Origin of the sequence: Hydrocarboniphaga sp. (assembly GCF_028291725.1) — a bacterium.
GTDB lineage: Bacteria > Pseudomonadota > Gammaproteobacteria > Nevskiales > Nevskiaceae > Hydrocarboniphaga.
Genome location: NZ_JAQGNT010000009.1, coordinates 101,976 through 119,007, shown reverse-complemented (window position 1 = coordinate 119,007; position 17,032 = coordinate 101,976). Strand labels below are relative to the sequence as shown.

Here is a 17,032-nt window from a genome sequence, read left to right as displayed (position 1 = left end):
CCCGAGCCCGCTATTGCGCAATGACTGAATTCGCCAAGGAAGTGCTGTCCGTTAATCTCGAAGACGAGATGCGGCGTTCGTATCTGGATTACGCGATGAGCGTAATCGTCGGCCGAGCTCTCCCGGATGCCCGGGACGGCCTGAAGCCGGTGCATCGCCGCATCCTGTATGCGATGAGCCAGCTCAACAACACCTGGAACCGCCCGTACATCAAGTGCGCGCGCGTGGTCGGCGACGTCATCGGCAAGTACCACCCGCACGGCGACACCGCTGCCTACGACGCGCTGGTGCGCCTGGCTCAGCCGTTCTCGATGCGCTACCTGCTGGTCGATGGCCAGGGCAACTTCGGCTCGGTCGACGGCGATCGCGCCGCGGCAATGCGCTACACCGAATGCCGGATGGCGCGGCTGACCTCGGAGATGCTGGCCGACCTCGATTCCGAGACCGTCGATTTCGTCCCGAACTACGACGAGAAAGACATCGAGCCGCTGGTGCTGCCGACGCGCGTGCCGCAGCTGCTGGTCAACGGCTCGGCGGGTATTGCGGTCGGCCTCGCCACCAATATCCCGCCGCACAACCTGGGCGAAGTGATCGCCGGCTGCATCGCGCTGATCGACAACCCGGACATCGACACCGCCGGTCTGATGAAGCTGATCCCGGCGCCGGATTTCCCCACCGCCGGCCTGATTCTGGACGCGCACGGCCTGACCGAAGCCTACGATACCGGCCGCGGACGCATCGTGATACGCGCGCGTACCCATTTCGAAACCGTGGGCAGCGACAAGCAGGCGATCATCGTCACCGAGCTGCCGTACCAGGTGAACAAGGCGCGTCTGCAGGAGCGCATCGCCGAGCTGGTCAAAGAGAAGAAAGTCGAGGGCATCGCGGAGATTCGCGACGAGTCAGACAAGGACGGCATGCGCGTCTACATCGAGCTCAAGCGCGGCGAGAACGAAGAAGTCGTGCTGAACAACCTGTTCCAGCATACCTCCCTGCAGGTCACGTTCGGCATCAACATGGTCGCGCTCGACGGCGGCCAGCCGAAGACGCTGTCGCTGAAGTCGCTGCTCGAAATCTTCGTGCGCCATCGCCGCGAAGTGGTCACGCGCCGCACGCGTTACCTGCTGCGCGAAGCGCGCAAGCGCGCACACATTTTGGAAGGCCTGGCGGTTGCGCTGGCCAACATCGACGAGATGATCGAGCTGATCCGCAGCTCGCCGAATTCCGCCGAAGCCAAGATCAAGATGATGGCCCGCACCTGGGACGCGGGCCTGGTCACGACGCTGCTGGCGCGTGCCGACTCGTCGGCCTCGCGTCCGGAAGATCTGGCCGTCGAGTTCGGCATCATCGACGACAACGGCGTGGCGTCTTATCGCCTGTCCGACGCGCAGTCCTCGGCCATCCTGGAAATGCGTCTGTCGCGCCTGACCGGTTTGGAGCAGGACAAGATCCACAACGAGTTCAAGGAGCTGCTCGACTCCATCATCGACTACCTCGACATCCTCGCCTCGGAGGATCGCCTGCTGACGGTGATTCGCGACGAGTTGCTCGCGGTCAAGGAACAGTACGGCGACGAGCGCCGCACCGAGATCACCGACGCCGCGCTGAACATGGCGCGCGAAGACCTGATCGCGCCGCAGGACATGGTCGTCACGCTGAGCCACGAAGGCTACGTCAAGAGCGTGCCGCTGACCGAGTACCAGGCGCAGAAGCGCGGCGGCCGCGGCAAGCTCGCTACCGCCAACAAACAGGAAGATTTCGTCGACCGGCTGTGGGTCGCGCATACGCATGACTGGCTGCTGTGCTTCGGTTCCACCGGCAAGGTCTACAAGCTGCGCGTGTTCGAGCTACCCGGCGGTTCGCGCGGTTCGCGCGGCCGGCCGTTCGTCAATCTGTTGCCGCTCGAAGCCGGCGAGAAGATCAGCGCGGTGCTGTCGGTCAAGAAGTTCGAGAACGAGGACGGCTCGCCGCGCTACATCTTCATGGCGACGCGCCTGGGCACGGTCAAGAAGACCGATCTGGCCTCGTTTGCGAACATCCGCAGCAACGGCATCATCGCGCTGGATCTGCGTGTCGACGACTCGCTGGTCGGCGTCGCGCTGACCACCGGCAACAGCGACGTGCTGATGTTCAGCGACGCCGGCCGCGTGATCCGCTTCAACGAGAACGATGTGCGTGCGATGGGCCGTACCGCGACCGGCGTGCGCGGCATGCGCCTGGTGCGTCGCGACGAGGCGGCGGGTGACGAGTCCGGTGAAGGCGCCGAGACCGAGACCGCGGAAGAAGCGCTGCCGGCGCATGCGCAGATCATCGCGCTGATCGTGGTGTCGCCGGAGGCCGTCGGTGAGGCGCGCGCCGACATCCTGACCGCGTCCGAACTCGGCTACGGCAAACGCACGCCGATCGACCAGTTCCCGCTGCGCGGCCGCGGCGGCATGGGCGTGATCGCGCAGTCGCTGACCGACAAGACCGGCAATCTGATCGGCGCGATCGAGGTTACCGACGGCCACCAGGTGATGCTGATCTCCGAGTCCGCGAACCTGATCCGCTTCAAGGCCACCGATGTGCGCACCATGGGCCGCAACACCCAGGGCGTGCGCCTGATGAAGCCGAATCCGGGTGATCGCCTGGTCGGTGTCGACCGCATCGAGATCGAGGCCGAGGACGAGGTGGCGATCGACGATACGGCGGCTCCGCTGGAAGGGCCGAACGACGAGTAGACAGGCGTAGGCGTAGGTTGGGGTGAGCGCAGCGAACCCCAACATTCGTTCCGCGCCGATGTTGGGGTTCGCTGCGCTCACCCCAACCTATGGGTACGATCAGAAAGTTTGTCTAACATGTCCTGTTATGTTGTAATTCGCGACATGAACTTCAGCGTCCATTTCGACGACGAAACCCTCGAGCGCCTGAATCGCGCGGTCGAGGCCACCGGCATGACGCGCAATCGCCTGATCTCAATAGGCGTCAAGGATTGGCTTCTGCGTTTCGAGGCCAGCGACTGGCCGCCGGCGCTGCGCGAGCATTTCCGTAATCCGGCGCCCGAACTCGCGGCCGGGATTGCGGACTTCCAGGTCTGGAAACCTGGTGAGGATCGCTGATGGCGGTCTTGCTCGATGCGGCCATGCTGGCGGCCGCGGTCAAGGGCCGGCTGCCGGTGGTACTGGCACTGGGGCAGCTCAAGCCGGGTGAAGTCGCCGTTTCGGTGGTCAGCCAGGTGCAGGCTGAGACCGGGCTGCGGATGCAGCCGCGCGCCCTGTCGCGCTACGGCGAGCTGATGAAGAACCTGCTGGCGACGGTGCGCGTGATCGAGTTCGGCGGCGCCGAGGCGCAGAAGGCGAGCCAGCTCGCCGGTTACCTGGCGCAGCAGCACGAGAGTCTCAGCGGATTCGAGCTGATCCTGGCCGCGACCGCGCTCGCGCACGGCCTGACGCTGATCACCGACGAGCCGCAGCGTTATCTGTCGGTGCCTGGCCTTGAAGTTGAAAACTGGCTGCGGGCGACGCGTTCGTCCGCGGCTGCTTGAGCCCAGCTGAGCCCCAGTCAAAAAACTAAAACAGGAGATCCATCCGATGAGCCGTATCTATAACTTCAGCGCCGGACCCGCGACCTTGCCGCTGCCGGTCCTCGAACAGGTCAAGGCCGAGCTGCTCGACTGGCAGGGCTGCGGCATGGGCGTGATGGAGATGAGCCATCGCGACAAGGAGTTCACCTCGATCGCACAAGACTGCGAGCGCGACATGCGCGAAGTGCTGAACATTCCCGCCCACTACAAAGTGCTGTTCATGCAGGGCGGGGCGACCGCGCAGTTCGCGGTCGTGCCGCAGAACCTGCTGCGCGGCAAGACCGGCGCCGATTTCATCGTCAATGGCGACTGGGGCAAGAAGGCGTACAAGGAATTCGCGAATCACGGCAAGGCCAATCTGGCCGCGAGCAGTGAAGCCGGTAAGTTCACCGACATCCCGGAGCGTGCCAGCTGGAAGCTCGATCCGGATGCGGCCTACGTGCACATCACCTCGAATGAAACGATTCATGGCGTCGAGTTTCCGGATGCGCCGGATGTCGGTGGCGTGACGCTGGTCAGCGACATGTCGTCGAGCTTCGCGTCGCGCCCGTTCGACGTGTCGAAGTACGGGCTGATCTATGCCGGCGCGCAGAAGAACATCGGCCCGGCCGGTTTGACCGTGGTGATCGTGCGCGACGATCTGATCGGCAAGACCGCGCCGGGCACGTTCCAGATCCACGACTACAAGAACGTCGCCGAAAACGATTCGATGATGAACACGCCGCCAACTTTCGCCTGGTACGTCTGCGGCCTGGTGTTCAAGTGGATGAAGGCCGAAGGCGGGCTCGCGGCGGTCGGTGAACACAATGCGCGCAAGGCGGCGCTGCTCTACGACTATCTGGATAGCCAGGACTTCTATCGCAACCCGGTCGCCAAGCCGGTGCGCTCGAAGATGAATGTGCCGTTTACGCTGGCGAATCCGGAACTCGATGCGGATTTCCTGAAAGGCTCGAAAGCGGCGGGGCTGATCGGCCTGAAAGGCCATCGCTCGGTCGGCGGCATGCGCGCGTCGATCTACAACGCGATGACGATCGAGGGCGTCCAGGCGCTGGTCGGCTACATGAAAGAGTTCGCGCGCACCCGCGCCTGATCGTCTAAAGGGAGCCCCAATGTTCAAGATTCAGACGATCAACAACATCTCCGCCGAGGGCCTGGAGCGCCTGCCCGCGCCGCGCTTCCAGACCGGCCCGGACGTCGCCCAGCCCGACGCGATCCTGGTGCGCTCGGCCGACCTGCACAAGCTCGAGTTGCCGGCCTCGGTCAAAGCGATCGGCCGCGCCGGAGCCGGCACCAACAATATTCCGGTTGCCTTGATGAGCAAGCGCGGCGTGCCGGTGTTCAATGCGCCGGGCGCCAATGCCAATGCAGTGAAGGAGCTGGTGCTGGCCGGCCTGCTGCTGGCCTCGCGCAACATCGCGCCAGCGCTGGATTTCGTGCGCAAGCTCGACGGCGACGACAAGGCGATGCATGAAGCGGTCGAAGCCGGCAAGAAGAAGTTCGTCGGCATGGAATTGCCGGGACGTTCGATCGGCGTGATCGGCCTGGGCGCGATCGGCGTCAAGCTGGCGAACGCGGCGATCGAGCTCGGCATGGAGGTCTGGGGCTATGACCCGGCGATGACGGTGCAGAACGCCTGGAAGCTGGATGCGCGCGTCAAGCAGGCGCTGACGGTTGACGAGGTGCTGGCGAAATCGCAGTTCGTGTCGCTGCACGTGCCGCTGATCGCGGCGACGCGGAATCTGATCAATGCCGAGCGCATCAAGCTCATGAGGCCGCGCGGTGTGGTGCTGAATTTCGCCCGCGAAGGCATCGTCGACGAGGCCGCCGTGGTCGAAGCGCTCAACGAGAACCGGCTGCACGCCTACGTCTGCGACTTTCCGTCCAATGCCTTGAAGGGCAACCCGCGCGTGGTCGCGCTGCCGCATCTGGGCGCATCGACCAACGAGGCTGAGGACAACTGTGCGGTGATGGTGGCCGAGCAGCTGCGCGACTTTCTCGAGACCGGCAACGTCACCAACTCGGTGAACTTCCCGGAGGCGGTGCTGGCCTTGCTGCCAGGCAAGCACCGGCTGTGCATCGTCAACGAGAACGTGCCGAACATGGTCGGCCAGATTTCCACGGCTCTGGCGCGGCGTAATCTCAACATCGCCGACCTGCTGAACAAGTCGCGCGGTGACCTGGCCTATACCCTGGTCGACGTTGACACCGCGATCCCGCAGACCGTGGTCGACGAGATCGCGGTGATCCCGGGGGTGCTGTCGACACGGGTGATTGCGGCTAGATGAATCAGGAATGTCTCTGTAGCTCGGGCTGAAGCCCGACCTACAGGATAGGACCAGGGGAAACCAGCCAGCATCTTGGCGTATCCTTCGCACCCCGAAATGCCTCTAAACGCCCTCTCAGGGATATGAAACCAACCACGCTTGCCGAAGCCCGCGCCCTGATCGACGACCTGGACAGACAAGTCCAGGGCCTGATCAGCGAGCGCGCCCGCGTTGCCGAAGCCGTCCGCGATATCAAGGCCCGCTCCGGTGCCGACGGCGATCACTATCGCCCGGCGCGAGAGGCCGAGGTATTGCGGCGCGCGATGGAGCGCAACAAGGGCCCGATCTCCGACGAGGTGATGGCGCGGCTGATGCGCGAAATCATGTCGGCCTGCCTGGCGCTGGAGTCGCCGCTGACGGTGGCCTACCTGGGGCCTGAAGGCACGTACACGCAGGAAGCCGTATACAAACATTTCGGCCACTCGGTCGAGGCGCGTGCCAAGCGGGCGATCGACGAGATTTTCCGCGACGTCGATTCCGGCGAAACCGCCTACGGCGTCGTACCGGTCGAGAATTCGATAGGCGGCATCGTCAGCAACACGCTCGACGAGCTGGCGACAGCCAATTTGTCGATCTGCGGCGAAGTCCTGTTGCCGGTTCATCACCACCTGATGGCCAAGGTCGAGCGGATCGATCAGGTCAAGGTGATTTTCTCGCACGCGCAGTCGCTGGCGCAGTGCCGTCACTGGCTCGACGCCACGCTGCCGAACGCTTCGCAAGCGGTGGTATCGAGCAACGGCGCCGCGGCCCAGCAGGTCAGCGAGAGCGGGATCGGCGCCGCGATTGCCAGCAAGGCCGCGGCCGAGCTGTATGGCCTGAACGTGCTCGCCTCGAACATCGAGGACGACCCCAGCAATACGACGCGCTTCCTGATCATCGGCCGCAAGCTCTCCGATCCAACGGGGCGCGACAAGACCTCCCTGGTGTTCTCGGCCCAGAAGGGCAGCCCCGGAGCCTTGTTCGAACTGCTGGCGCCGTTCGCAAAGGCCGGCATCAATCTGACCAAGCTCGAATCGCGGCCCTCGCGTCGCGCGGCCTGGGACTACAACTTCTACATCGATTTCGACGGGCATTGCGAAGATTCGGCGATCAAGCCGGTACTCGAAGAAATCCGCCGGCACGCCGCTCTGTTCCGCGTGCTCGGCTCTTACCCGCAAGCGGTGATCTGAAAAGCTGTGATGAAAGAAATGGCCGATAGCCTCAAGCAGAACGCGCTGCCCGGCGTGCTGTCATTGCACGCCTACACACCCGGCATGCCGATCGACGAACTGCAGCGTCGCCTCGGCATCAAGGACGTGCTCAAGCTCGCCTCCAACGAGAACCCGCTCGGCGCCAGTGCCAAGGTTCGCGCGGCCGTTGCCGCTGCGGCCGGCGAGCTGAATCTCGGCCTGTATCCGGACGGCAGCGGTTATGCGCTGAAAGCCGCGATCGGCCGCTACCACGACATCGCGCCCGAGCAGATCACGCTCGGCAACGGCTCCAACGACATCCTCGAATTCCTGTCGCGGATCTACGCCGGCCCGGGCCGCGCGGTGATGTATTCGGATTTCGCGTTCGCGGTTTATGCGCTGGCGACGCAGGCGCAGAACGCCGAAGCGGTGGTAGTGCCGAGCTATCCGGCGAATCATCCGACGATGCCTTACGGCCATGATCTCGATGCGTTCGCGCGCGTGCTGAAGACGCGTCCGGACGCAAGCCTGGTGTTTATCGCGAACCCGAACAATCCGACCGGCACCTGGAATACGCCGCAGCAAATCGAGCGCTTCCTCGACGCCGTGCCGCCGCAGGTGATCGTCGCGCTCGACGAGGCGTATTACGACTACCAGGACGTGGAGCTGCGCTCCAACGCGCGCGGCTGGCTGGATCGTTATCCGAACCTGCTGGTGTGCCGCACGTTTTCGAAGATTTATGGCCTGGCCGGTCTGCGCGTCGGTTATGCGCTGTCGCACCCGACGGTCGCCGATCTGTTGAATCGCGTGCGTCAGCCGTTCAACAACAACACGCTGGCGCTGATCGCCGCCGAAGCCGCGCTGGCCGACCAGCAGCACGTGCGCGTATCGGTCGATCTCAACGCCCGCGAGCGCCTGCGGCTGCCGCCGCTGCTGGCCAAGCTCGGCCTGAGCCATCTGCCGTCGCAGGCGAATTTCCTGACAATCGATTTCGGCCGCAATGCCGCGCCTATCCATCAGGGACTGCTGGAGCGCGGCATCATCGTAAGGCCGATGGGTTCCTACGGCCTGCCGAACTTCCTGCGCGTGACCTTGGGCACCGAAAGCGAGAACCAGCGTTTCATGGCCGCGCTGCGCGACGTGCTCGGCGCCTGAGCGATGCTGGCAAAGCATCTGGCCGTCGTCGGCCTGGGACTGATCGGTGGATCGGTAGCGCGCGCGCTGCGCGCCGCCGGAATGGTCGGCCACATCAGCGGCTACGATCCGGACTCTCAGCGGCGTGAAGAAGCGCTGTCGCTGGGAGTGATCGACAGCGCGGCCGAAACACCGGCTGCAGCGGTCAAAAACGCCGATCTGGTGATCGTCGCCGTGCCGGTGTTGCACACCGTCGAAGCACTCACCGCGATCCGCGGCGCGATGGCGGCTGGCACCGTGGTCACGGATGTCGGCAGTACCAAGCAGTCTGTCGTTGCCGATGTCGAGAGTGTGTTCGGCGAACTTCCGCCCTGGTTCGTGCCCGGCCATCCGATCGCCGGCACCGAGAAAAGCGGTGTCGCCAACTCGCTGGTCGATCTGTTCCGCAAGCATCGCGTGATCCTGACGCCGCATGCCCGGCAGGACGCCAAGGCGCTGGCCCTGGTTCGCGCGCTCTGGGAAGCCTGCGGCGCCCGCGTCGTCGAGATGGCGCCGGCGCAGCACGACGCCATTTTTGCGGCGACCTCGCATCTGCCGCACATTCTCGCGTACAGCTTCGTCGACGTCATCGGCAAGCTCGACGACAGCGCCAGTATTTTCCCGAATGCCGGTGGCGGCTTTCGCGATTTCACCCGCATCGCCAGCAGCTCACCGCAGATGTGGCACGACATCGTTCGTGCGAATGCGCCGGCGGTCGGCGAGCTGCTGACGCGGCAGATCGCCGATCTGCAGTCGCTGCAGGCGATGATCGCGGGCGGCCGCTGGGACGAGTTGAAAGCGGCTTTCGAGCGCGCCCGTGCGGCGCGTGAACACTACCTGACGCAGATCGAGTAGAGCTGTCGCCGATGAGGAATCAACGGGATGCTACGAATCGTAGGTCGGCAATCCTTTGCCGACGTGAGGCGTCGATTGCGCCCCGAAGGGTGCACGTCGGCAAGGGATTGCCGACCTACTGAATGTTTCAATTAAGCGGGTGCCTTTTATGAGCGATAGCAGCCTGAGTTTCACCGTGGAACCCGGCGGCACCCTGCAAGGTCGTCTGCGCGTGCCCGGCGACAAATCCATCTCGCATCGCTCGGTGATGTTCGGCGCGCTGGCTGAAGGCACGAGCGAAGTCAGCGGCTTTCTCGACGGCGAAGACTGCCTGTGCACGATGAAAGCCTTCGAGGCGATGGGTGCGACGCTCGATCGTCGTTCCTCGACCGAGTTCTCAATCACCGGTGTCGGCCTGCATGGTTTGAAGTCGCCGGGCCAGGTGCTCGATCTTGGCAATTCCGGCACCTCGATGCGTCTGATGACCGGCCTGCTGGCGGCGCAGAATTTCGAAACCACGCTGACCGGCGACGCTTCGCTGTCGAAGCGGCCGATGCGACGTGTGATCGACCCGTTGACGCAGATGGGTGCGCGTATCGGCTCAACGGACGGCCGCGCGCCGCTGCATATTCATCCGGTCGCCGGCCTGCACGCGATCGAATACCGCTCGCCGGTCGCCAGTGCTCAGATCAAGTCTTCGATCCTGCTGGCTGGCCTGTATGCGCAAGGCCTGACCCAGGTTCACGAGCCCGAAGCTTCTCGCGATCACACCGAACGCATGCTGCGCAGCTTCGGCGTCGAAGTCGAAGCGCGCCCTGGATACGCGGCGCTGCGCGGCGGCCAGAAGCTGAAAGCGGCGAAGGTGCAGGTGCCGGCCGATATCTCTTCGGCCGCGTTCTTCATGGTCGGCGCCGCGATCCTGCCGGGCTCCGATGTGACCCTGGTCGATGTCGGTGTCAACCCGACGCGCACCGGTGTCATCGAAATCCTGCGGCGCATGGGCGCGAATATCGAGCTGCAGAATCCGCGCGACTTCGGCGGCGAGCCGGTTGCGGACATCCGCATCCGCGGCGGACAGCTGCGCGGCATCGACATTGCTAAGGATCTGGTGGCCAGCGCCATCGACGAGTTCCCGGCGCTGTTCGTCGCCGCGGCCTGTGCCGAGGGCGAAACCCGCCTGACTGGTGCCGAGGAGCTGCGCGTGAAGGAATCCGATCGTATCCAGGTGATGTGCGACGGCCTGGTCGCGCTCGGTGTCGACGCGCGGGCGATGCCCGACGGCATGGTGCTGCGCGGCGGCGCCATCGGCGGCGGCAGCATCGATTCGCGCGGCGATCACCGCGTGGCGATGTCGTTCACGATGGCCAGCCTGCGTGCGGCCGGCACGATCCGGATTCTGGACTGCGCCAACGTCAACACCTCGTTCCCGGGCTTCGCCGATCTGGCGGCCGGCGCCGGCCTGCGCATCAGCGTGCAGAACCTCTGATGTCCGCCGCGCCGGTGCCGGTCATTACCGTCGACGGCCCGTCCGGCGTCGGCAAGGGCACGGTGTCGCGCGGCTTGGCCGAACGCCTGGGCTGGCATCGTCTCGACAGCGGCGCGCTGTACCGGATTCTGGCGCTGGCGGCGGTCGACGCCGGTGTCGCGCTGGAGCAAAGCGACGCCGTCGCCGCGCTGGCCGCCCAACTCGATATCCGTTTCACCGGCTCGCACGAGGATGACGAGGCGATCTGGGTCAACGGTGTCAATCGGCGCGACCAGATCCGCGCCGAAGCGAGCGGCGGCCTGGCGTCGCAGATTGCCGCGGCACCGGCGGTTCGCGCGGCGCTGCTGCAGCGGCAGAAGGATTTCCGCGTCGCACCGGGCCTGATCGGCGACGGCCGCGACATGGGCACGGTGGTATTCCCGGACGCCGGTCTGAAGCTGTTTCTGACCGCCAGTGCCGAGGAGCGGGCTCGTCGCCGCCTGCACCAGTTGAGTGCCGCTGGACAAACCGCTATATTGGCAGACCTCTGCACCGAAATAAGTACCCGCGATGAGCGGGACCGCACTCGCAGCGTGGCGCCATTGGTGCCGGCGAGTGACGCGATCCTGATCGACACGACGCTCCTGAATCCCACGCAAGTGGCTGAGCGTATTGACGATTTGTTAAAGGATCGGGGTTTCCTCCGAAGCTAGCCTTCGTGGGGCCGTGCCTATCCACGACGCCGGGGTCTGGGCCGCAAACGGATGCGGCCTTTGATAACCAACACGACTGCCGCCTCCGTTTTAGGCAGGATATTGCGAGTTAAATGAATGATTGAGTCTTTTGCTGAAATGTTTGAGGCCAGCCTTAAGGGCGGCCAGTCGATGCAGCCGGGCACCATCGTCAATGCGATCGTGCTGGAACTGAAGCCTGACGTCGTCATCGTCGACGCCGGCCTGAAGTCCGAAGGCGTAATCCCGATCATCGAGTTCATGGTCGATGGCGTTCTGACCATCGCCGTCGGCGATCAGGTTGAAGTCGCACTGGAAACCGTCGAAGACGGCTTCGGCGAAACCAAGTTCAGCAAGGAAAAAGCCGAGCGGATCAAGACCTGGGAGCGCCTGCAGAAGGCGTTCGACGGCAAGGAAACCGTCATCGGCATCATCACCGGCAAGGTCAAGGGCGGTTTCACCGTCGATATCGGCACGGTCCGCGCGTTCCTGCCGGGCTCGCTGGTCGACGTCCGTCCGGTCCGCGATACCTCGTACCTCGAAGGCAAGCCGCTCGAGTTCAAGGTCATCAAGCTCGACCGTCTGCGTAACAACGTCGTTGTCAGCCGCCGCGAAGTCTTGGAGGCCGAGTACAGCGCCGAGCGCGACAGCCTGCTCGCCAACCTGCAGGAAGGCATCGTCCTCAAGGGCGTGGTCAAGAACCTCGTCGAGTACGGCGCGTTCGTGGACCTGGGCGGCATCGACGGCCTGCTCCATATCACCGACATGACCTGGAAGCGCATCAAGGATCCGGCGGAAGTCGTCCAGGTCGGCCAGGAAATCGAAGTCAAGGTTCTGAAGTACGACCGCGAGCGTCGCCGCGTCAGCCTCGGCCTGAAGCAGCTGGGCGCCGATCCGTGGGTCGACATCGCTCGCCGTTATCCCGAGAAGACCCGTCTGTTCGGCAAGGTCACCAACATCACCGATTACGGCGCGTTCGTCGAAATCGAGCCGGGCGTCGAAGGCCTGGTCCACGTTTCCGAAATGGACTGGACCAACAAGAACATCAACCCGAACAAGGCCGTCACCATTGGCCAGGAAGTCGAGGTGATGATCCTGGACATCGACGGCGAGCGCCGCCGTATCTCCCTGGGTATGAAGCAGTGCGTGCCCAACCCATGGGAAGAGTTCAGCCAGAACTATCAGAAGGGCGACAAAGTCAGCGGCCAGATCAAGTCGATCACCGATTTCGGCGTGTTCATCGGCCTCAATGGCGGCATCGACGGCCTGGTTCACCTGTCCGACCTGGACTGGAACGACGACGGCAGCAACGCCGTCCGCAAGTACCAGAAGGGCATGGAAGTCAACGCCGTGGTGCTGGCGATCGACTCCGCGCGTGAGCGCATCAGCCTGGGCGTGAAGCAGGTTGCGCAGGATCCGCTGACCCAGTTCATGGCCGAGAACGTGAAGGGCGCGATGGTCAAGGGCACCGTCAAGTCGGTCGAGGCGCGTGGCGCCGTGATCGAACTCGCCGGCGGCGTCGAGGGCTACATCAAGGCCAACGACCTGTCCCGTGAGCGCGTGGAAGACGCGACCAAGGTTCTGAAGGAAGGCGATACGCTGGAAGCCCGCTTCATCGGTGTGGATCGCAAGACCCGCATCGTGACGCTGTCGGTCCGCGAGAAGGAGATCCAGGAAGAAGCCGAGATCGTCACGGAATACAGCCGTAACGCCTCCACCGGCAAGACCTCGCTGGGCGACCTGCTCAAAGATCAGCTGGGCGGCAGCGACAACTAAGCTCTCTAAGCTGTATCTCCCCAGAAGTATTGGGAAAAATCGAAGGGCCGCGCTTGCGCGGCCCTTCTTTTTTGACTATCGTCAGGTCTGCGGCCTTATTCCCTTACCTATATGACGAAGTCGGAGCTGATCGAACGTCTGGCCGCACGGCAGACCCACCTTATGCATAAGGATGTGGAGCTGGCCGTCAAACTGATACTCGACCGCGTCAGCCTGGCCCTGGCCAAGCAGGATCGCGTCGAAATCCGTGGTTTTGGCAGTTTTGCACTGCATCATCGTCCCAGCCGGATCGGGCGCAATCCCAAGACCGGCGAGGCCGTGACGATCCCGGCCAAGCATGTGCCGCACTTCAAGCCGGGCAAGGAAATGCGCGAACGCGTCAACGACAGCGCTTCGGAGTAGTCTTTTCCGTCGCGCTTGTTTGGCCGCTGGTGTCCGAATACGGCCCTAATGAAGGATTTCTGGGATTTCCAGATCGTGTATCGGATCTTCGTCACCATCGTGCTGGTTCTGGTGCTCTGCGTCGGCGCCACGGTCGGCTATTTCAATGCCCAACCGATCCGCTTCGACTACCTGGCCGGCCAGATCGAGCTGCCGCTGATCGCGCTGGTGCTGGCCGATTTCTTCCTCGCGGTGCTGCTGACCCTGCTGGTCTGCGGCGGCCGGATTCTGTCGCTGAAAGCCGAATCGCGGCGCCTGCGCAAGCAGCTGCGGGATGCCGAGGCCGAGCTGAAAACCCTGCGCAACATTCCGCTCAAGGATGTCTGACAGCGTCGCCGCCTGGCTGATCCTGCCGCTCGGGATCGCCCTCGGCTGGTACATTCGCGGACGCGGTGCCGAGGGCGCGGGCAGTGGCTTCGGTGCCACCGGCCCGAGCGGCATGGGTGACGACCGCCCGACGGCCGAAGCCATGGCCGGCATCAGCAACCTGGTCGTTGATGATCCCGATCAGGCGCTCGCCGCGCTGCTGCGGGTCGGCGAGTTCGACAGCCAGGCGATCGAGCTGCACCTGACGCTCGGCGCGCTGTTCCGCAAGCGCGGCGAAGTCGATCGGGCTCTGCGTGTGCACGAGGCGCTGGTGGAGCGCGCCCAGCTCAGGCCTGATCAGGCCGATCGCGCCCGCTACGAACTGGCCCTGGACTATCTGAAGGCCGGCATGATCGACCGTGCCGAGCAGCTGTTTGAAGCGCTCAGCCAGCGCGGCCTGCATGTGACCTCGGCGCTGGAGTCGCTGGTCTCGATTCACGAGCAGAGTCACGAATGGCGCCGCGCCATCGATGCCAGCCGACGCCTGCAGGCAGTCGCGGCGTTGCCGCGTCAGGCGATCACCGCGCAGTACTACTGCGAGCTGGCCGACGAAGCGCGCCGGGCAAAAAATTCCGAGGAAGCACTCCGGCTGGCAAGGCGCGCGCTCGACGAGGATGGCGGCTGCGTGCGCGCCAATCTGCTGATCGGCGCGCTGCTGGAAGCCGCGGGCGATCGTGTCGGCGCGATCAAGGCGCTGCGCCGCGTGCCCGAGCAGGATCTGCGCTACATCCCCGAGATCGTCGAGCCGCTGCTGCGCTGCTCGGAAGCCGAGCACCAGCTACCGGAATTTCTGGAGTTCCTGCAGGAGCTGGACGCCGAAGACACGGTCAGTGTCAGCGTGCTGGCGCAGGCGCGGCTGTTGAAGGAAACCGGCACCAATCCGGCGCGTTTCCTGGCCGAGTCTTTTGCCGCCAATCCGCGTTGGGCGCTGCTTGAGCAATTGCTGCAGGCGATCGAACCGCCGCAGGACGAGAGCATGGCGCTGGCGATGAACACCTTGCGCGAAGCGCTGCGTATCGCGGCTGCCAGCCGCACCCGCTATCGCTGCACCAGCTGCGGCCTCGCGCCCGGTCTGCTGTTCTGGCACTGCCCGTCGTGCAAAACCTGGGGCAGCGTGGTGCCGGCGGACGACCGGCTGACGCCGGTGAAGATCTAGACTCGCATGATAATTTTACCCCGGTAATATTGACGGCATAATTTACCCGGGTAATAATTGACTCTTATCCCGGAGCCAATGATCGTGAGCGAAATTCTCGACAAACCCTGTACTGCATTCGATGGCCATCGGCGCCTTGCCGCCGGGCCTCTGCGAGACCTCGCCCTGTCGGTGAAGCGCGCAACTGAGCCCGGCAGCTCGAGCCCGGTCTCGATTTACGACGACGCAACCGGCACCGTTATCGATATCGACTGTCGCGGTATCGAGCAGGAGTTTCTGGCGCGTCTCGCTGGCTGCGGCGTCGAATCATTGGTTCAGACGACGAGCCAGGCTTTAAGCGAACCGCGCGCTCGCGGACGTCCGAAGCTCGGCGTCATCGCGCGCGAAGTGACGCTGCTGCCCCGGCACTGGGACTGGTTGAACGCCCAGCCCGGTGGTGCTTCGGTGGCGTTGCGCAAGCTGGTCGAAGAAGCGCGCCGCGCGAATAGCGGCCGCGACCGTCTCAGGGGGCGACAGGAAGCGGCTTATCGCTTCATGTCCGCGAGGGCCGGCGATCTGCCGGGCTTTGAGGAGGCGGCACGCGCTCTGTTCGCGGACGATCGGGGCCGGTTCGATCAATGCGTTTCTGCGTGGCCCGGGGACCTGCGCAATTACGCAACCAAGCTCGCTTTCACCGAGGGCACAACCGACGTAGAGGCGGCGACATGACCGACGGCAATCGAAAAAAAGAACGGCTGATCCGGTTTTTCCGCGAAATCTGGAGTGAAGGTAAGGTCGACGCGGCCGATCGGTATCTCGCGGCGAGCTACACGATCCATCACGATCCCGGTGACCCCTGGCAAGGACAGACACTAGACCTGGAAGCTTTCAAGCAACGCGTTCGGTCGTCGCGGGCTCCGTTTCCGGATCAGCGCTTTGAAATCCAGCAATTGCAGCAGCCCGCTTAGCCCGGCGAAGCTTCGATTTCGCCGCCGCCAAGGCATTCCTCGCCGTCGTAGAGCACGCAATACTGGCCAGGCGACACGGCCCGCTGGGCCTGTTCGAAGCGGACACGCACGCGGCCCTCGTCGGCCACTTCCACGACGCAATTCTGCAGTTGCTGGCGGTGGCGAATGCGCGCCTGGAGCCGCGCGGGCAGGGGATCGGGGCGGCGAATCCAGCAGAACGGCGCGGTGATCAGGCTGTGGCTCATCAGCAAGGGATGCTGCGGATCCTGGCTGACCAGCAGCGCCTTGTCCGCGGGACGCTTGCCGACGACATACCAGGGTGCTTCGCGCGCGCCGCGGACGCCGCCGATGTTCAGACCGCGGCGCTGGCCCAGCGTGTAGTACATCAGGCCCTGGTGCTCGCCGATCTTTGCGCCACGATCGTCAAGGATCGCGCCGGGATCGGGCTTCAGATAGTTCTGCAGAAAGCTGCGGAATTCGCGTTCGCCGATGAAGCAGATACCGGTCGAGTCCTTCTTGCGATGATTCGGCAGCCCGGCTGCGGAGGCGATCTCACGCACCTGTGGCTTGGTCAGCCCGCCGATCGGGAACAGCACGCGCTCGAACTGCGCGCGTGCGACCAGTGCCAGAAAATAAGTCTGATCCTTGTCCTCGGTGACCGAGCGCAGCAGGTGCGGGCCATCGGCTTGATGCGACAGCTGCGCGTAATGGCCGGTCGCGACGAAATCCGCGCCAAGCCGCAATGCATGCTCGCGGAACGGCTGAAACTTCACTTCGCGATTGCACAGCAGATCCGGGTTCGGCGTCTTGCCGGCGGCGTAGTCGGCCAGAAAATGCCGGAACACGCGCTCGCGGTATTCGGCCGAGAAATCGACGCGGTGCAGCGGGATATCGAGTTCTTCGCAGACCGCGCGCGCGTCCTGGAAATCGTCGGCCGAGCTGCAATAGCCCTGTTCGTCCTCGGTCCAGTTGACCATGAACAGGCCGGACACGCGGTAGCCCGCCTCCTTCAGCAGATACGCAGAAACGGCCGAGTCGACGCCGCCGGACAAACCGACGACGACGTGTGCTCCCTTGCCACTCATCGC

General features: G+C 64.2%; 17 protein-coding genes. 16 read left to right on the top strand and 1 reads right to left on the bottom strand.

The features are described 5' to 3' along the window. The first annotated feature begins 20 nt into the window (after positions 1 to 20). The 16 genes from gyrA (at position 21) to JWQ90_RS02685 (ending at position 15,944) form a co-directional block, all read left to right on the top strand. Positions 21 to 2,720: a DNA gyrase subunit A gene (gene gyrA, locus JWQ90_RS02760; protein ID WP_299689043.1), complete on the top strand. Its 2,700-nt coding sequence runs from the start codon at positions 21 to 23 to the stop codon at positions 2,718 to 2,720. Positions 2,721 to 2,864: 144 nt separating this feature from the next. After that, on the top strand, positions 2,865 to 3,098 hold the full coding sequence (locus tag JWQ90_RS02755) for a CopG family transcriptional regulator (RefSeq protein ID WP_299689040.1): 234 nt from the start codon (positions 2,865 to 2,867) through the stop codon (positions 3,096 to 3,098). Next, entirely contained in the window at positions 3,098 to 3,523 is a 426-nt protein-coding gene (locus JWQ90_RS02750; protein ID WP_299689037.1) for a type II toxin-antitoxin system VapC family toxin, read from the top strand. The genes JWQ90_RS02755 and JWQ90_RS02750 overlap by 1 nt, the downstream gene beginning before the upstream one ends. A gap of 46 nt (positions 3,524 to 3,569) precedes the next feature. After that, the gene (gene serC, locus JWQ90_RS02745; RefSeq protein WP_299689034.1) at positions 3,570 to 4,652 is read left to right on the top strand and encodes a 3-phosphoserine/phosphohydroxythreonine transaminase; all 1,083 of its coding nucleotides are present in this window, start codon (positions 3,570 to 3,572) and stop codon (positions 4,650 to 4,652) included. Between the two features lie 19 nt (positions 4,653 to 4,671). After that, positions 4,672 to 5,847, top strand: a complete 1,176-nt coding sequence (locus JWQ90_RS02740) for a phosphoglycerate dehydrogenase (RefSeq protein WP_299689031.1) — start codon at positions 4,672 to 4,674, stop codon at positions 5,845 to 5,847. A 122-nt stretch (positions 5,848 to 5,969) separates the two neighbouring features. Beyond that, on the top strand, positions 5,970 to 7,055 hold the full coding sequence (gene pheA / locus JWQ90_RS02735; RefSeq protein WP_299689028.1) for a prephenate dehydratase: 1,086 nt from the start codon (positions 5,970 to 5,972) through the stop codon (positions 7,053 to 7,055). 9 nt (positions 7,056 to 7,064) lie between these two features. Further along, positions 7,065 to 8,210 carry a histidinol-phosphate transaminase gene (gene hisC, locus JWQ90_RS02730; protein WP_299689024.1) on the top strand — a complete coding sequence of 382 codons (1,146 nt, stop codon included), beginning with the start codon at positions 7,065 to 7,067 and terminating at the stop codon, positions 8,208 to 8,210. Between the two features lie 3 nt (positions 8,211 to 8,213). Continuing rightward, positions 8,214 to 9,083, top strand: a complete 870-nt coding sequence (locus JWQ90_RS02725; RefSeq protein WP_299689021.1) for a prephenate dehydrogenase/arogenate dehydrogenase family protein — start codon at positions 8,214 to 8,216, stop codon at positions 9,081 to 9,083. 148 nt (positions 9,084 to 9,231) lie between these two features. Then, positions 9,232 to 10,548, top strand: a complete 1,317-nt coding sequence (gene aroA / locus JWQ90_RS02720) for a 3-phosphoshikimate 1-carboxyvinyltransferase (RefSeq protein ID WP_299689018.1) — start codon at positions 9,232 to 9,234, stop codon at positions 10,546 to 10,548. Further along, positions 10,548 to 11,240 carry a (d)CMP kinase gene (cmk, locus tag JWQ90_RS02715; RefSeq protein ID WP_299689015.1) on the top strand — a complete coding sequence of 231 codons (693 nt, stop codon included), beginning with the start codon at positions 10,548 to 10,550 and terminating at the stop codon, positions 11,238 to 11,240. The genes aroA and cmk overlap by 1 nt, the downstream gene beginning before the upstream one ends. 117 nt (positions 11,241 to 11,357) lie before the next feature. Then, on the top strand, positions 11,358 to 13,034 hold the full coding sequence (gene rpsA / locus JWQ90_RS02710) for a 30S ribosomal protein S1 (protein WP_299689012.1): 1,677 nt from the start codon (positions 11,358 to 11,360) through the stop codon (positions 13,032 to 13,034). A 111-nt stretch (positions 13,035 to 13,145) separates the two neighbouring features. Next, complete coding sequence (locus JWQ90_RS02705; RefSeq protein WP_299688966.1) at positions 13,146 to 13,436, top strand: integration host factor subunit beta; 291 nt, start codon at positions 13,146 to 13,148, stop codon at positions 13,434 to 13,436. Between the two features lie 48 nt (positions 13,437 to 13,484). Then, complete coding sequence (locus JWQ90_RS02700) at positions 13,485 to 13,802, top strand: lipopolysaccharide assembly LapA domain-containing protein (RefSeq protein WP_299688963.1); 318 nt, start codon at positions 13,485 to 13,487, stop codon at positions 13,800 to 13,802. Continuing rightward, positions 13,795 to 14,997: a hypothetical protein gene (locus JWQ90_RS02695; RefSeq protein WP_299688960.1), complete on the top strand. Its 1,203-nt coding sequence runs from the start codon at positions 13,795 to 13,797 to the stop codon at positions 14,995 to 14,997. The genes JWQ90_RS02700 and JWQ90_RS02695 overlap by 8 nt, the downstream gene beginning before the upstream one ends. Positions 14,998 to 15,081: 84 nt before the next feature. Continuing rightward, complete coding sequence (locus JWQ90_RS02690; protein WP_299688957.1) at positions 15,082 to 15,705, top strand: DUF2239 family protein; 624 nt, start codon at positions 15,082 to 15,084, stop codon at positions 15,703 to 15,705. After that, complete coding sequence (locus JWQ90_RS02685) at positions 15,702 to 15,944, top strand: ester cyclase (RefSeq protein WP_299688954.1); 243 nt, start codon at positions 15,702 to 15,704, stop codon at positions 15,942 to 15,944. The genes JWQ90_RS02690 and JWQ90_RS02685 overlap by 4 nt, the downstream gene beginning before the upstream one ends. Here the strand turns inward: JWQ90_RS02685 and mnmA are convergent. Then, positions 15,941 to 17,029 carry a tRNA 2-thiouridine(34) synthase MnmA gene (mnmA, locus tag JWQ90_RS02680; RefSeq protein WP_299688951.1) on the bottom strand — a complete coding sequence of 363 codons (1,089 nt, stop codon included), beginning with the start codon at positions 17,027 to 17,029 and terminating at the stop codon, positions 15,941 to 15,943. The genes JWQ90_RS02685 and mnmA overlap by 4 nt on opposite strands. Between the last annotated feature and the right edge of the window lie 3 nt (positions 17,030 to 17,032).

Coding starts and splice junctions, on each gene's coding strand:
- JWQ90_RS02700 (WP_299688963.1), top strand. CDS start 13,485: ATGAAGGATTTCTGGGATTTCCAGATCGTGTATCGGATCTTCGTCACC.
- JWQ90_RS02725 (WP_299689021.1), top strand. CDS start 8,214: ATGCTGGCAAAGCATCTGGCCGTCGTCGGCCTGGGACTGATCGGTGGA.
- JWQ90_RS02755 (WP_299689040.1), top strand. CDS start 2,865: ATGAACTTCAGCGTCCATTTCGACGACGAAACCCTCGAGCGCCTGAAT.
- JWQ90_RS02685 (WP_299688954.1), top strand. CDS start 15,702: ATGACCGACGGCAATCGAAAAAAAGAACGGCTGATCCGGTTTTTCCGC.
- mnmA (WP_299688951.1), bottom strand. CDS start 17,029: ATGAGTGGCAAGGGAGCACACGTCGTCGTCGGTTTGTCCGGCGGCGTC.
- hisC (WP_299689024.1), top strand. CDS start 7,065: ATGAAAGAAATGGCCGATAGCCTCAAGCAGAACGCGCTGCCCGGCGTG.
- gyrA (WP_299689043.1), top strand. CDS start 21: ATGACTGAATTCGCCAAGGAAGTGCTGTCCGTTAATCTCGAAGACGAG.
- rpsA (WP_299689012.1), top strand. CDS start 11,358: ATGATTGAGTCTTTTGCTGAAATGTTTGAGGCCAGCCTTAAGGGCGGC.
- JWQ90_RS02750 (WP_299689037.1), top strand. CDS start 3,098: ATGGCGGTCTTGCTCGATGCGGCCATGCTGGCGGCCGCGGTCAAGGGC.
- JWQ90_RS02705 (WP_299688966.1), top strand. CDS start 13,146: ATGACGAAGTCGGAGCTGATCGAACGTCTGGCCGCACGGCAGACCCAC.
- JWQ90_RS02740 (WP_299689031.1), top strand. CDS start 4,672: ATGTTCAAGATTCAGACGATCAACAACATCTCCGCCGAGGGCCTGGAG.
- serC (WP_299689034.1), top strand. CDS start 3,570: ATGAGCCGTATCTATAACTTCAGCGCCGGACCCGCGACCTTGCCGCTG.
- aroA (WP_299689018.1), top strand. CDS start 9,232: ATGAGCGATAGCAGCCTGAGTTTCACCGTGGAACCCGGCGGCACCCTG.
- cmk (WP_299689015.1), top strand. CDS start 10,548: ATGTCCGCCGCGCCGGTGCCGGTCATTACCGTCGACGGCCCGTCCGGC.
- JWQ90_RS02695 (WP_299688960.1), top strand. CDS start 13,795: ATGTCTGACAGCGTCGCCGCCTGGCTGATCCTGCCGCTCGGGATCGCC.
- pheA (WP_299689028.1), top strand. CDS start 5,970: ATGAAACCAACCACGCTTGCCGAAGCCCGCGCCCTGATCGACGACCTG.